Origin of the sequence: Halobacillus sp. K22, assembly GCF_052246795.1 — a bacterium.
In the GTDB taxonomy this organism is placed as follows: domain Bacteria; phylum Bacillota; class Bacilli; order Bacillales; family Halobacillaceae; genus Halobacillus.
The window spans coordinates 18,733-32,913 of sequence record NZ_JBQQCN010000004.1 but is presented as its reverse complement, the minus strand read 5'-3'; the positions used below and the strand labels follow the sequence as shown (position 1 = coordinate 32,913).

Below are 14,181 nucleotides of genomic sequence, written 5' to 3'. Positions count from 1 at the left end.
TCTCCTCCTTAACAATTATGGATGCAATACAACTTTTCCACATGCACCTTGATTCATTAAATCAAATCCCTTTTCATACTCTTCCAGTTTCAGGTGATGAGTAATTATTGGTTTAACATCCACCTGTCCTGATTGAAGCAGCCGGGAAACCTGCTGCCACGTTTCATACATCTTGCGCCCCGTAATTCCTTGCACTTCTATCCCTTTAAAAACAATATCATTCGTTACATCAAGGCTTACTCTTTTCGTGGGGAGGCTTAATATCGACACACGCCCTCCATTTGTGATCATTTTAAACCCTTGATCCATGGCTACAGGATGTCCGCTCATTTCACAAACCACATCTACCCCGTGTCTATCAGTAAGATCTTTAGCTTTGACTACAGGGTCTTCTTCACTTGAATTAATCGTTTTAGTAGCACCCATTTGTTTCGCTAACTCTAAACGATAGGGATTTAGATCAAAAGCCAATACCTGGGAAGCTCCCGCTGCTTTAGCTACACCAACAGCCATTAAACCGATAGGGCCGCACCCAATCACAGCCACAGACTTACCAGCCACATCGCCATTTAGGACGGTATGTACAGCATTTCCCATCGGCTCCTGTATGGAAGCTATATCTGTTGGTAGGTCACTCGGGTTGCGCCATAAGTTACTAGCAGGAAGAGCTACATACTCGGCGAAGCACCCTTGCGTATCAACACCTATAATCTTAGTATTTTCACAAATATGGGATTTACCCGTCAGGCATTGAGGGCAGTGTCCGCATACTAAATGTGTTTCTGCACTCACATAGTCACCTTCTGTGAAGTTACTTACTTTTTCTCCGACTTCAACAATTTCACCTGCAAATTCATGGCCGAAAACATAAGGTGGTTTCACTCGGCTCTCAGACCACTCATCCCAGTTATAAATGTGCACATCTGTTCCACATATGGACGTTGCCTGGACTCGTATTAGTACTTCATCATCACGAATGGAAGGAATAGCTACTTCCTTGAGCTCTGCTCCTTTACCGCGATGGTGTTTAACAATTGCTTTCATTGTTCCATTCACAGTGAACACCCCTAATCATTTATACGAGGCATAAAACCTCTATATAAAACAATTTTAACATGAATAGTTTTATTATCAACTATTACTGTCCACTCTGAAAACACATATGCACACAAAAAAAGCCGCACTCTGAGGAGTACGACTTCGGCTTGTATGAAGGTAAGCTTTATATTAATTCTATCGAGGTTCGACAATCAATTTGATCGCCGTACGTTCTTCCTCGTCGATCATAATGTCAGTAAAGGCTGGAATGCAAATCAAATCTAATCCACTAGGGGCTACAAACCCTCTAGCAATTGCCACCGCTTTAACTGCTTGATTCAATGCACCTGCACCAATGGCTTGAATTTCAGCAGTGCCGCGCTCTCTAACAACGTTGGCTAAAGCCCCTGCTACTGAATTAGGTACGGATTTAGCTGATACTTTTAATACTTCCATTACTAGCTCCTCCTTCAATCACTATAGTTGTTCCATAACTACTATATTCTTGGAGATGTAGAATATTACCTTTTCATTATGAATCAATTTGTCACAAAATTCAAATAATCATTCGAAGAAAGGATGATCATCATTGATCTGAATTCGATTTACCTTTTTTGCTTTGCCTGTCCGTTCGTCCACATCTACCAAAAATCCGCTTAATTGTGATCTTCCCTTTTTTGGAACTTCGAAACGTACAGGTAAGTTTGTTAGAAAGCGTTTAAGTACAGCCTCCCGCTCCATACCAAGAATCCCATCGTAAGGTCCGGTCATACCCACATCCGATATATAAGCCGTACCACCGGGGAGGATCCTCTCATCTGCGGTTTGAATATGAGTGTGTGTACCCACATTTATACTTACTCTTCCATCCACATACCAGCCCATCGCTTGCTTTTCACTGGTGGCTTCAGCATGAAAATCAAGAAAGATGATAGATGTTCTTTTCTTGGCTTCTTCTATTAATTCATCCACTTTTCTGAAAGGGTCGTCATTAGGGGAAAGGAAGGTGCGTCCTTGCAAATTAATGACAGCTACCTCAGCTTTCGGAGTTTTAACGAAGGTTAAACCTTTCCCAGGAGTCCCTTCCGGGAAGTTGGCAGGACGCACGAGATACTCTGCATCGTCTATAAAGTCAAAAATTTCTTTTTTATCCCAAGCATGGTTTCCAAGAGTTACAGCCTGTGCCCCTTTTTCCAGGAAACGACGATAGATTTTTTCTGTAATCCCTTTACCTGAAGCAGCATTTTCTCCATTAATTATTGTTGCGGTCGGCTGGTATTTCTGTTTTAATTTCGGCAAATACTCATCCACCATATCCCGGCCTGGTGATCCTACAACATCTCCTATAAATAATATCTTCATCATTAATCCCTCTCTGTTTCTATTATCATTTTATTTTAAACATAAATGAAGCGGCCGCGCGGGCCGCTTCATATCTTTTATTTCGCATACTCCACTGAACGTGTTTCACGAATAACTGTTACTTTAATATGACCTGGATAATCGAGTTCTCCCTCGATTCGGTTGCGAATATCTCGGGCTAATCTAGTAGCTTCAAGATCATCAATTTCATCAGGACGAACCATTATGCGTACTTCACGGCCAGCTTGAATGGCAAATGATTTTTCGACCCCTTCGTAGGACTCAGAGATTTCTTCAAGTTTTTCAAGACGCTTAATATAATTCTCAAGTGTCTCGCTTCTTGCACCCGGACGAGCTGCTGAAAGAGCATCCGCGGCTGCTACCAGTACAGAAATGATTGAGGTAGGTTCTTCATCACCGTGGTGTGAAGCAATCGCATTAATTACCGTTTCATTTTCTTTATACTTAGTAGCCAATTCTTTCCCAATCTCTACGTGGCTTCCTTCGACTTCATGGTCAATCGCTTTACCTATGTCGTGAAGTAAACCTGCTCGACGGGCAAGCACTTCATCTTCACCTAACTCTGCAGCAAGTAAACCAGATAAGTAAGCAACCTCTGTGGAGTGTTTAAGGACATTTTGCCCGTAACTTGTACGATATTTCAAGCGACCAAGAATTTTAACAAGGTCAGGATGTAAACCATGCACTCCAACCTCAAAAGTGGTTTCTTCCCCTACTTCACGAATGTAGTCATCTACTTCTCGGCGTGACTTGTCCACCATTTCTTCAATACGAGCCGGGTGGATTCGTCCATCCTGCACAAGTTTTTCAAGAGCCATTCTTGCAGTTTCACGGCGGATTGGGTCAAACCCTGAGAGAATGACAGCTTCCGGTGTATCATCGATAATCAAGTCAATACCTGTTAATGTTTCTAAAGTACGGATATTACGACCTTCACGGCCGATAATACGTCCTTTCATCTCATCGTTCGGCAAGTTGACTACTGACACCGTTGTTTCTGCCACGTGATCGGCAGCACATCGCTGTAAGGCAAGTGAAAGAATGCTTTTCGCTTTTTTATCAGCTTCTTCTTTGGCACGGTTTTCTGCTTCTTTAATCATAAGAGCTGACTCGTGGGATACTTCTTGCTCAACTCGTTCTAAAATAACCTGTTTCGCCTGGTCTGATGTCAAGCCTGATATGCGTTCAAGCTCTGTTTGCTGTTCTTGAAGCATAGCATTCACTTTGCTTTCCATTTCTTCAATTTGTTGTTGTCTCTCGGCAAGAGTTCCTTCTTTCTTTTCGAGTGAAAGATCACGCTGGTCAAGCATATCACTCTTACGATCGAGATTCTCTTCTTTCTGTGTTAAACGATTTTCAGTTTTCTGCAGTTCCATGCGGCGTTCGCGGTTTTCACTTTCCGCTTCCTGGCGAAGTTTCTGGTTCTCTTCTTTAGCTTCCAGAAGAGCCTCTTTTTTGGCTGAATCTGCATTACGACGACCTTCTTCTACAATCTGTTTTGCAAGTTCTTCAGCACTTGAAATTTTCGCCTCCGCAATCGATTTCCGAATAAGATAACCAACAACAGAACCGACGATAAGGGCAAGCAAAATGAAGATGAGCGAGGATATTATACCCATGTTTTCACCTCCTCTTGCTATGAACTTGGTCCGTTTGTCGGTAGTACAAACGTTTCATTTTCAATGTGTGATTAAGTTTAAATAAGGTTATAAAGATGAAAATGATACACATTCATTTTATGCCTGCCACTATGGAATGTCAAGGAAACGTCAAATCTATCCTGTAGATTAGTTGAAATATTTCAAACAGTCAGTCTTTATACTCCGAATCTGACATTACCTCTATCAAGCATAACTTTATGTAAAAAAAGACAGAAGCAGTGCATGAGAGCCACTGCTTCTATTTGAAAAATCTCTGTGATGGTGGAATGAATCCAAATTAGCTCAGAAAATCAAACATTTACACATCAAGGGTTTCCTGACTGTCCGATTTACTTCCTTTACTTCCTTTACTTCCTTTACTTTCTTTACTTTCTTCACTTTCCTCTTCTTTAGGTTCCATGTTGTAATGGTCACGAATAAGACGCTTAACATCTTCATAAACCTTACTATTTTCTTTAAGGAACTGTTTGGCATTCTCTCTTCCTTGACCTAACCGTTCACCTTCGTAAGAGTACCAGGAACCGCTCTTCTGTATTAAGTCAAGATCTGTTCCGATATCCAGTAACTCTCCTTCTCTGGAGATCCCTTCCCCATACATGATGTCGACTTCTGCTTGTTTGAAAGGCGGAGCCACTTTATTCTTTACAACTTTAAGCCTCGTCTTATTACCGACCATCTCATTTCCTTGTTTCAGAGTTTCGGCACGGCGCACCTCTAAACGGACAGAAGAGTAGAATTTAAGAGCACGGCCGCCCGGGGTCGTTTCAGGATTACCAAACATAACCCCAACCTTTTCACGAATCTGGTTAATGAAGATTGCAGTTGTTTTTGACTTGCTGATTGCTCCTGATAGTTTACGAAGAGCTTGAGACATTAAACGGGCCTGCAATCCTACATGGGCGTCACCCATTTCCCCTTCAATTTCTGCTTTCGGAACCAGGGCAGCTACGGAGTCAATAACAACCATATCTACTGCACCGCTACGTACGAGCGCTTCTGCTATTTCCAGAGCTTGCTCCCCTGTATCAGGTTGGGATAATAGAAGCTCTTCGATATCCACCCCTAGACGACGGGCGTAAACAGGATCAAGCGCGTGCTCTGCATCGATGAAAGCTGCCGTTCCGCCTTTTCTCTGGGCTTCTGCAATAGCGTGAAGAGCTACTGTTGTTTTACCGGAAGATTCTGGTCCATATATTTCTACAATTCTGCCTCGAGGATAGCCGCCTACCCCCAGCGCAACATCCAACGCCAGTGACCCGCTGGGTACTGTGTTTACTTTCTGTTCACTTCCATCTCCCATTTTCATGATTGAACCTTTACCAAATTGCTTCTCTATTTGACGCAAAGCTGAATCCAATGCTTGTTTACGATCACTCATATAAATATACCGCCTTTCAAAATTTCTATCCCTATCATAACTTGTTTTTCATAGTTTGCCAACTAAAAAGCGAATAAATGTTCCCTTTTTTGAAATGTATGTCTATCAGAAATTCTATTTCTTCTTACGAAAAAAGGAATTATTCCATAAGATCATCGGGAGAATTATAAATCTTTGATATGGTGAAAAATTAATTCGTATCCTTTTTTAACAGCACGAGAACGAATCTTATCTCTGCCTCCCTGAAATTGAAAGTGATATACATACGGGCGCTTATCCTCTATTTGCAGTCCTATGAACACGGTTCCCGGTTCATGTCCTTCACTAGAATCCGGTCCAGCAACCCCTGTAAAGCTGACCGCCACATCAGCATCTAAAATCCTTTGAGCATTCAGTACCATATTTTCTGCACATTCATAACTGATCGTTCCATACTGCTCAATTAGGGATGGCGGCACCCCAATCACTTTCTCCTTCATGAGAGGAGTGTAAGCTACAAGGCTTCCCTGCGTAACAGCAGAAGCGCCAGGCAGGGTAATTAGCTGCTCTATGAATTGGCCGCCTGTAAGGCTTTCTGCTGCACCGAGACGGTAACCTCGTTCTTTTAGTAAATCGCGCACTGTAGACTCAATCGAGACATCATCACTTCCATAGTAATAGGAGCCCACGATCTGTAATATGGTCTCTTTCATTTTAGAAATTTTTTGTCTTGCCTCTGCTCCTGTTTCTCCAGTTGCGGTAATTCTGAGCCCCACTTCCCCTTCACTTGCCAGTGGAGCAAGTGTGGGGTTCGTCTGGTTTAAGATTAACGCAGAGAGCTTATTTTCCAAGGTTGATTCACCAATACCTATAAAGTACATCATTTCAGAAACGATATCAGACTGCAGGTTATAAGTACGCTGAAGGTAAGGAACAACTCCGCTTTTCATAAGCGATTTCATTTCAGAGGGAACTCCTGGAAGAAAGATCCATACTCTCCCCTCATGTTCTACAATTTGGCCCGGCGCCATTCCTTCTTCGTTAGGAAGTACCCTGCCTTTTTCGAAAACTAGTGCTTGTTTTCGATTGTTAGCTGTCATCGTTTGTTTGTTCTTTTCGTAAAATTGAGCTATTTTCTTCATCGCATCCTGGTCTTCTATGAGTTTCTGCCCAATTACGCCATGGGCAGCTTCTCTGGTTAAGTCATCCTCGGTGGGTCCAAGACCGCCTGTGACGACTATAACATCCGACCGGCTATGAGCAGTGTGAAAAACATCTTCTACTCTTTTCATGTTGTCACCTACGACACTATGCTGAAAAACTGGTATGCCTATGCTTGCAAATTCTTGAGAAATCCACTGTCCATTCGTATTAGATATTTGGCCAAGTAACAGTTCAGTGCCTACAGCTATAATTTCCGCCTTCATTTGGAATCCCTCATAACATGCCAGTTCTTCTGGAAGTATTCATAACCCGAATAGAATGTAATAATAAGTGCTAAGTAAAGAGTTATTATTCCTAAAGGCAGGTTCAGGTAAGCAAAAGGCCAATTGTGAAGCAGTAATAGAGAAATGGAAATAATTTGTATCCAAGTTTTCAATTTCCCCATTTGACTCGCTGCTAAAACGCTCCCGTCACCTGCTGCAACAAGCCTCAGACCTGTAACTGCAAATTCCCGGCTAATAATCACAATTACAATCCAAGCTGGAGCAAGACCGATCTCTACGAGTACAATTAGAGCTGCACTTACTAAAAGTTTATCCGCGAGAGGATCTAAGAATTTTCCAAGATTTGTTACCAGATTATATTTTCTTGCAATATAGCCATCAATCCAGTCAGTCGTTGAAGCTAAAATAAATAGTATGGCTCCTGCCAGGTGAGCCACGGGTAATTCACGATCCCCCATTTGAATAGAACCCCATTCGAAAGGAACACTCATTAAAATGATAAAAATGGGGATGAGTAATATTCTTGAAATCGTAATTTTGTTTGGTAAGTTCATTTTGTCACACTCCTAAAATACACTAAAATAAAAGGCTGTCCCTTTAATGATAGAAGGTGATCATTCCCTCTATGATCTACCTCCAGGACAGCCTTTTTGAAAAATTTCACTTAATTAAAGTTAAGCAAAAGCTTTTGGGTAGCCTGCTCGGTTTGAAAATCTACTTGTTGCCCATTGATTTTCACAATGGTTCCAAGGGCGTTCCCCGTTTTAATAAACACTTGTTTCTTATCCGAAACATCAACTTTAACTGGTGAATCCTCCGGACTATATTCAATAGGTGAGATTAAATTTTCTCCATTTTTTTCACCTTGTACCTCCAAATAGGCCGTACCTTCCAGTTCAATAGTCAAAGATTTTTCTTCTCCAGTTGCGATGTTATACGTATGTTCTGGAAAATTGCCCGTTCCTTTTTCAGCGAGGGAAACTTCAGAAGACTCGTTTTCTTCAGATTCTTCTGAAGAAGCCTCCTCACTTGAAGAAGTCTCCTCTCCACCGGCTTGATCTTCTGATTCTTCCTCATCACTAACCGTGCCTTCATCTGTTGATTCTGAACTGACGGGAGTACTTTCGCTGTCTTCTGTATCAGAGGCTTCTGGAACATTGATATCGTTACTTGAAGCTTCCTGCTCAGCGGCTCCGCTTCCCAGGTCATTATTACCACCCATTATAAAAATATAAGCGACAAACAATATACCAACAACAAGGACAAACGTCATGACAGTCGGTAAGTATTTGTAAACGTTTGTCCTCTTCGCAGAGGGTTCTTTCTGTTGCTGGACCCGTTTATACTGAGCTGCTTCCTCTTTCTCGAATGTCGGCATCTCATTTTTATGCTCTTCCATTATCTGTTCAGGATCAAGACCTACAGCAGAGGCATATTCTCTTACAAAAGCCCGTGTATAAAACTTGCCCGGTAGCACACTAAAGTCATTTTCTTCAATAGCATGAAGGTAGCGCGTCTTAATTTTAGTTATGTCCTGTACTTGCTCAAGAGACATATCCTTAGACTCGCGCGCGCTCCTTAACCGAGCTCCAATCTCCTTCTCCATGTAAAACACCATCCATTATGTTAAAAATCAAACATGGAAAACCCATCACCCATCGACATGTCTGGCTTTTCCACCGTTTCGTAAGTGATTTCCTCATCATCGTTATTTCTTAATTCAATAATGTAGTCGAAATCATCGAGTTTATACTCTGTTTCCTGTACAAAAATGTCTGGATGTTCAATCACTTTGGTAGCCGGAAGCCTCATGATCTCCCTTACAAGCTGCCAGTGCTGTTCACTTGCACGTCTAGCAGAAACAATTCCATCAATAATATAAAGATTATCTTCCCTGTACTCTTCATCAATTAACTGGTTTCTGACCGTCTGCTTTAACAGAGTACTGGAGACAAAAAGCCATCTTTTATTTGCACATACGCTTGCCGCTACTACAGACTCCGTTTTACCAACTCGGGGCATTCCGCGAATACCGACAAGTTTATGCCCTTCTTTCATAAACAGCTCAGCCATGAAATCGACGAGCACCCCTAAGTCTTCACGGTTAAATCGGAAGGTTTTACGGTCATCCACATCGCTATGTATGTATCTTCCGTGCCTGACAGCAAGACGATCTCTTAATTTGGGACGGCGTAATTTTGTAACTTTAATGGTATCCATCGTATCTAAAATTGATTTTAAACGGATAATCTGCTCTTCATCTTTGCATAAGAGCAGCATTCCCCGGTGGGAATTCTCTACACCATTTATTGTAACAATGTTAATCGCCATCATCCCAAGCAAAGAAGAAATATCTCCAAGCAGACCTGGCCGATTATACTGTATTTCGTATTCTAAGTACCATTCTTTTTTCTCCATGACAAAGCTCCTCTGGAAAATGTCATTTTTTGTCCTTTAAGAACATGCACAACTCACTATCTATCATAAAGGATTTTTATTGAATAAGAAAGCCAGGAAATGGATTATCTTTGAAAAATAGCAAAAACCGCACAATGCATGTGCGGTTTTTGACGAATTAAGCTTGAGTTCCTTCGTTACGTACGAGTTTCACCATCATATTAGCAATAGCGTGTTGTTCCTTTTGGTCAGCTACGTTCCAAAGATCACGCAGAACAGCTTCCTGATCATTTTCTGCATCTACTGAATTAGCAAGATATCCACCAATTTCGAAAGCAAGTTCTGATACAGCTTGTTGATCCATCCCTTGCCCTTGTGCTTGATGCAAACGATCGCCAAGAAAGTCTTTCCAAGAGTCAAAATTTTCAAGAACAGACATTGTTGTTACCTCCTCTAAGTTTTTCATACTTAGTATGAGAGGAAACAAACATTTTATGCACACATTTTATTACCAACCGCCATTTACTCGCAGTACATGTCCTGTGACATAACTGGATTGATCACTCAATAAATAGCTGATGGCATCAGCTATTTCATAGGGCTGCCCAGCTCTTCCAAGAGGAATTTCATCTTCCAGAGTATTCCATTCTTCAGGGGAAAGCATGTCATTCATTTTTGTTGCGATAACACCTGGCGTTACTGCATTTACTCGAACTCCGCTAGGCGCAACTTCTTTAGACAAAGCTTTCACAAAGCTTATTTGCGCACCTTTTACAGAGCTGTATGCTACTTCCATACTTGCTCCTTCTTCGCCAAATACGGAAGAAACGATCACTATATTTCCTGCTTTATTATGGATCATAAAGGGAAGGACATGCCGGGAAATCATCCAGGGAGCTTTAAGATGGACATGATACAATTCATCCATTTCCACGTCGGTCATGTCCTGGAAAAGGCCTTTCCATAGATGTCCCCCACAAAATACAATAGCCTCCCACTCCTTAGATACGAGTTGCAAAAAAGCTTTAATCCCCACCGTAGTTGTTAAATCCGCTTGTAGGGCTCCAAGCCATTGGCTTTCAGGAGTCTGGTTTTTCAAATTTTCTATTATGCGCCAATTCGAGTGGTATTGCAGGCCGACAAGATACCCTTTTTCTACAAGAGTCTGGGTGACACTAGATCCAATTTCACCGCTTGCTCCAACGATTAGACAACGTTTACTCATTTTCCTGAGGCTTGACCTGGAAGACCGAAATAGCTTCTTCATTAATCCAGTGCTGCAAGTATTCCTCAGCATCTTTGGAAGTAAGAGATTCAATAACCGGCAGAACGTCAAACAGATCTACGCCAAGCGTGTGGTAATGAGTAAACTGGTTAGCAATGAATTCCAGGGAATTTAATGCCCGCATGAACTGACCGATTTTTTTACGCTTCATTCGGGTGAAGTCTTCATCAGAGATGTTATTTTCTTTTAGTTTATGAAGCATCTCTTTCACACGTTTAGTCATTTCTTCCGGCTTTCTTGTATCTCCACCAAGAATCGTAAATCCGAATTGACGATCCAGCTCTGTTTCAAACTGAAAGCTGTCATCAATTAAATCATTTCGATATAACTCTTCATAAAAAGCACCGCTCTTAGAAAAGTAGTAATCAAGAATCATGCTGGAAAGGAGCTCGGCTCGAAGTAATTCCTTACCTGTTAAATGAGTAACTTTTTCCTTCACCCCGACCATTGCTTTTGCGGTCGTAACCGGCATCGTGATGGAGTTATTGGCTTTTGCAACTTCCGCCGGCTCATCAGGATAAGAGCGATTAATTTCCGGAGCAGCCGGAAACTCTTTACTATCCTGATTGTTACGAATTTGCTCCATCATTGCTTCTGGTTGTATATTTCCAGCTACAAATAAAACCATGTTGGAAGGATGATAAAATGTTTCATAACAAGTATAAAGGTCATCTTTTGTGATGTTTTGGATGGAATCTACTGTGCCTGCGATGTCTACCTTGACAGGATGATGGTGATACAGACTTTGAATGGTTCCAAAAAAGGAACGCCAGTCCGGTTGGTCATCATACATCCGGATTTCCTGAGCGATGATACCTTTTTCTTTTTCCACAGATTCCTCTGAGAAGTATGGATCCTGAACGAAATTAAGCAAGGTCTCCACGTTCTTTTCTATTTGACTGGTCGCTGTAAATAAATAAGCAGTTTTTGTAAAAGAAGTAAAAGCATTTGCGGACGCCCCAAGCTTCGTAAAGTCTTGAAACACATCACGATCTTCTTTTTCAAACAGCTTATGTTCCAGGAAGTGTGCAATCCCCTCAGGAACGGTCACTTTCTCTTCCTGACCAATAGGCGTGAACGTCTGGTCAATGGATCCATAATTCGTAGTAAAAATTCCGAATGTTTTAGCCATTTCCGGTTTGGCAAGCAGGAACACTTTCAATCCATTATCCATTGTTTCTGTATAGACGGTTTCATTGATCTGGTCATAGACTAGTTCTTCCACAGTTATTCCCCTCCCTCAAGGCTGGTTAAGAAGTAAATCGTATCAAGTTTAATCTTATTTGCCATAGATACAACATCCTGTTTCGTTACTTTTCGGATGTGTTCGATTAGATCATTTACAGGCATTTCAGCTCCGGAGAGCATTTGATGGTAAAGGATCTCTATAATTCCATTGGCATTATCCATGGTCTCTTGAAGCTGATGGATCACTTGTTCCTTCGTTTCTTCAACCTGATCTTCGGTGAAATCTCCGTTTTGCATCGCATCCATCTGTTCTAAAATAATGGATTTCGCTTGTTGGTAGTCTTTTGGATCCACACCACTGAATACAAGAAGCAACCCTTTATGACTTTCAAAACGAGAAGCAGCATAATAAGCAAGACTGTGCTTCTCACGAACATTCATAAATAATTTAGAACTTGGAAATCCTCCGAATAATCCGTTAAAAATTTGCAGGGCATAATAATCTGAATCACCGAATTTGGTGTACGTACGGTATCCAATATGAAGTTTACCCTGGTTCACTTCCTCACGTTCAACGACTTCATTTACTTCTTTTACGTCTTTGGAAGTAGATACCTGATCGTTATCCTGATTGCTGCTGTGCTCACGGGAGAAGTACTGATCAGTCATTTTCTCAATATCAGCTTGATCTATATCTCCAATTACATAAACATCAAGCAAATCATTTTTTATCATCGAACGATAATAAGTGTAAAGACTTTCCGGAGTGATTGAAGAGATATCCTCTTGATAACCGCTTACATGTAAAGAATAAGGTTCATCTTTACACATGTGATCCATTAAACGCATATTGGCATAACTCATTTTATCGTCTTTTACTGAAGTAATCTTTTGCTCGAGCGTCTGTTTTTCACGTTCTACAATGGACGAATCGAAGCCTTCTCCTTCAATTTTAGGTGCATAGAGAACTTCATTGAACAGTTTCAAAGCTTCTTCCAATATAGGCTCTTGATCATTAAGGTAGGCTTCGTTAACAACTTCCATACGGAAACTGATGACGTGATTTTCCCCTTTTTTCGTTCCATCGCTCGATAACACCGTTCCATATAAATTTTCAAAAGATGATTGGAATTCTCTTACATTCGGATGATTATTCGTAGCTTTCTGCAGTACGTGAGGCAGCAAAGCCCGCTCTGTAATTCCTTCTCTTTTTAATGGGGTTTTAAATTTAGCCACGATTGATATGGTCTTGTATTTTTTACTAGGTAGAATATGTAATCGATATCCTTGTTTTTCAAGCAGTACTTCTTCCTTAATCTTCATTTCCCATCCTCCTTGTCGTTTCTCTACTATTATAGACTCACTCCACGTAATTCATCCATAGAAAGCTACGTCCTATGCTAAGGTATATGTTTCAAAATGTAAAAAATTAAGCCCGGTGTGTGGACCGGGCTTAATTTATTCTAACGGTTTCCTTTAACATATGCCTCACCCAGAGACTTAGGAGCTTCCGCTCGTCCTATAAATCCAGCAAGAGCCAGAATCGTCAGGACGTAAGGAGCAATTAATAAAAATATTTGAGGAACGTCTTCTAATAAAGGCAAACTGGATCCAACAATACTTAAACTTTGGGCAAGTCCAAAGAAAATAGCCGCTCCTAATGCTCCCAATGGGTGCCACTTTCCGAAAATAACGGCTGCAAGAGACATAAACCCTTGACCTACAATAGTAGCATGGGAAAAGTTAAGTGCTATGGTTAAAGCGTAAACGGAACCACCGAGACCACCAAGCGCTCCTGAGATCATAACTGCTACGTAACGCATAGCATAGACATTTATACCATTGGTGTCTGCAGCCATTGGATGCTCCCCGACAGACCGCAGACGCAGGCCAAATGGAGTTTTATAAATGACGAACCAGGCAGCGAAAGCTAAAATAATCGCTAAATAAGAAGTTAGGTACCATCCCGAGAAAAACAGGTCACCCAGGATTGGAATTTTATTCAGCACAGGAATATCAATGGTGTAGAAAGGGCGGTCCACCATGTCAGTTTGTCCTTTATCATACCATTGCTTTGTGAGAAACAGACCGACTCCTAAGGCAAGAAAGTTTATGGCCACTCCACTAACCACCTGGTCGGCACGGAAGGTGATTGATGCTACCGCGTGAACAAGTGCAAAAACAGCGGATACTACCATTGCTACAAATATCGAAACCCAAGGGGTGGCATCACCTAAAACCTCATGAAAGGTCAAATTAAAAACAATACCTACAAAGGCTCCCATTACCATAAGACCTTCAAGTCCTATATTAATGATCCCCGAACGTTCACTAAATACACCTCCGAGGGCTGTAAAAATCAGAGGGGATGCAAAGAAAATGGCAGGTGGAATAATTCGTGCCAGAATATCTAAAAATTCCATT

At 41.4% G+C, this 14,181-nt stretch carries 14 protein-coding genes; all 14 read right to left on the bottom strand.

Annotated features, from left to right (window positions below; genetic code table 11):
- Window positions 1–15: 15 nt before the first annotated feature.
- The 14 genes from tdh to ACTWPM_RS04490 all read right to left on the bottom strand — a co-directional run bounded on the left by tdh (window position 16) and on the right by ACTWPM_RS04490 (window position 14,180).
- Window positions 16–1,056 (bottom strand): L-threonine 3-dehydrogenase, encoded by a 1,041-nt coding sequence (gene tdh, locus ACTWPM_RS04555; protein WP_443131889.1) that lies wholly within the window; start codon window positions 1,054–1,056, stop codon window positions 16–18.
- 177 nt (window positions 1,057–1,233) lie between these two features.
- Complete coding sequence (locus ACTWPM_RS04550; protein ID WP_089751022.1) at window positions 1,234–1,494, bottom strand: stage V sporulation protein S; 261 nt, start codon at window positions 1,492–1,494, stop codon at window positions 1,234–1,236.
- Window positions 1,495–1,602: 108 nt separating this feature from the next.
- Window positions 1,603–2,400, bottom strand: coding sequence for a TIGR00282 family metallophosphoesterase (locus ACTWPM_RS04545; RefSeq protein WP_443132031.1), 798 nt, complete (start codon window positions 2,398–2,400; stop codon window positions 1,603–1,605).
- 77 nt (window positions 2,401–2,477) lie between these two features.
- Window positions 2,478–4,040, bottom strand: a complete 1,563-nt coding sequence (rny, locus tag ACTWPM_RS04540; protein ID WP_443131888.1) for a ribonuclease Y — start codon at window positions 4,038–4,040, stop codon at window positions 2,478–2,480.
- A 340-nt stretch (window positions 4,041–4,380) separates the two neighbouring features.
- The gene (gene recA / locus ACTWPM_RS04535) at window positions 4,381–5,460 is read right to left on the bottom strand and encodes a recombinase RecA (RefSeq protein ID WP_443131887.1); all 1,080 of its coding nucleotides are present in this window, start codon (window positions 5,458–5,460) and stop codon (window positions 4,381–4,383) included.
- 164 nt (window positions 5,461–5,624) lie between these two features.
- Window positions 5,625–6,866: a competence/damage-inducible protein A gene (locus tag ACTWPM_RS04530; RefSeq protein ID WP_443131886.1), complete on the bottom strand. Its 1,242-nt coding sequence runs from the start codon at window positions 6,864–6,866 to the stop codon at window positions 5,625–5,627.
- On the bottom strand, window positions 6,863–7,441 hold the full coding sequence (gene pgsA / locus ACTWPM_RS04525) for a CDP-diacylglycerol--glycerol-3-phosphate 3-phosphatidyltransferase (RefSeq protein WP_443131885.1): 579 nt from the start codon (window positions 7,439–7,441) through the stop codon (window positions 6,863–6,865). The genes ACTWPM_RS04530 and pgsA overlap by 4 nt, the downstream gene beginning before the upstream one ends.
- 110 nt (window positions 7,442–7,551) lie before the next feature.
- Complete coding sequence (locus ACTWPM_RS04520; protein ID WP_443131884.1) at window positions 7,552–8,493, bottom strand: helix-turn-helix domain-containing protein; 942 nt, start codon at window positions 8,491–8,493, stop codon at window positions 7,552–7,554.
- Window positions 8,494–8,513: 20 nt separating this feature from the next.
- Entirely contained in the window at window positions 8,514–9,305 is a 792-nt protein-coding gene (locus tag ACTWPM_RS04515; protein WP_443131883.1) for a DUF3388 domain-containing protein, read from the bottom strand.
- A 157-nt stretch (window positions 9,306–9,462) separates the two neighbouring features.
- Entirely contained in the window at window positions 9,463–9,723 is a 261-nt protein-coding gene (locus ACTWPM_RS04510) for a DUF3243 domain-containing protein (RefSeq protein ID WP_443131882.1), read from the bottom strand.
- Between the two features lie 69 nt (window positions 9,724–9,792).
- Window positions 9,793–10,509: an elongation factor P 5-aminopentanone reductase gene (ymfI, locus tag ACTWPM_RS04505; protein WP_443131881.1), complete on the bottom strand. Its 717-nt coding sequence runs from the start codon at window positions 10,507–10,509 to the stop codon at window positions 9,793–9,795.
- Window positions 10,502–11,794 carry an EF-P 5-aminopentanol modification-associated protein YfmH gene (gene yfmH, locus ACTWPM_RS04500; RefSeq protein WP_443131880.1) on the bottom strand — a complete coding sequence of 431 codons (1,293 nt, stop codon included), beginning with the start codon at window positions 11,792–11,794 and terminating at the stop codon, window positions 10,502–10,504. The genes ymfI and yfmH overlap by 8 nt, the downstream gene beginning before the upstream one ends.
- A gap of 2 nt (window positions 11,795–11,796) precedes the next feature.
- Entirely contained in the window at window positions 11,797–13,080 is a 1,284-nt protein-coding gene (yfmF, locus tag ACTWPM_RS04495; protein WP_443131879.1) for an EF-P 5-aminopentanol modification-associated protein YfmF, read from the bottom strand.
- Between the two features lie 140 nt (window positions 13,081–13,220).
- On the bottom strand, window positions 13,221–14,180 hold the full coding sequence (locus ACTWPM_RS04490) for an ABC transporter permease (protein ID WP_443131878.1): 960 nt from the start codon (window positions 14,178–14,180) through the stop codon (window positions 13,221–13,223).
- Between the last annotated feature and the right edge of the window lies 1 nt (window position 14,181).

What these genes read in the sequence shown, in the direction of transcription:
- rny (WP_443131888.1), bottom strand. Translation starts at nt 4,040, where the DNA reads ATGGGTATAATATCCTCGCTCATCTTCATTTTGCTTGCCCTTATCGTC.
- ACTWPM_RS04550 (WP_089751022.1), bottom strand. Translation starts at nt 1,494, where the DNA reads ATGGAAGTATTAAAAGTATCAGCTAAATCCGTACCTAATTCAGTAGCA.
- ACTWPM_RS04530 (WP_443131886.1), bottom strand. Translation starts at nt 6,866, where the DNA reads ATGAAGGCGGAAATTATAGCTGTAGGCACTGAACTGTTACTTGGCCAA.
- ACTWPM_RS04490 (WP_443131878.1), bottom strand. Translation starts at nt 14,180, where the DNA reads ATGGAATTTTTAGATATTCTGGCACGAATTATTCCACCTGCCATTTTC.
- ACTWPM_RS04510 (WP_443131882.1), bottom strand. Translation starts at nt 9,723, where the DNA reads ATGTCTGTTCTTGAAAATTTTGACTCTTGGAAAGACTTTCTTGGCGAT.
- ACTWPM_RS04545 (WP_443132031.1), bottom strand. Translation starts at nt 2,400, where the DNA reads ATGAAGATATTATTTATAGGAGATGTTGTAGGATCACCAGGCCGGGAT.
- recA (WP_443131887.1), bottom strand. Translation starts at nt 5,460, where the DNA reads ATGAGTGATCGTAAACAAGCATTGGATTCAGCTTTGCGTCAAATAGAG.
- pgsA (WP_443131885.1), bottom strand. Translation starts at nt 7,441, where the DNA reads ATGAACTTACCAAACAAAATTACGATTTCAAGAATATTACTCATCCCC.
- yfmF (WP_443131879.1), bottom strand. Translation starts at nt 13,080, where the DNA reads ATGAAGATTAAGGAAGAAGTACTGCTTGAAAAACAAGGATATCGATTA.
- ACTWPM_RS04520 (WP_443131884.1), bottom strand. Translation starts at nt 8,493, where the DNA reads ATGGAGAAGGAGATTGGAGCTCGGTTAAGGAGCGCGCGCGAGTCTAAG.
- ACTWPM_RS04515 (WP_443131883.1), bottom strand. Translation starts at nt 9,305, where the DNA reads ATGGAGAAAAAAGAATGGTACTTAGAATACGAAATACAGTATAATCGG.
- ymfI (WP_443131881.1), bottom strand. Translation starts at nt 10,509, where the DNA reads ATGAGTAAACGTTGTCTAATCGTTGGAGCAAGCGGTGAAATTGGATCT.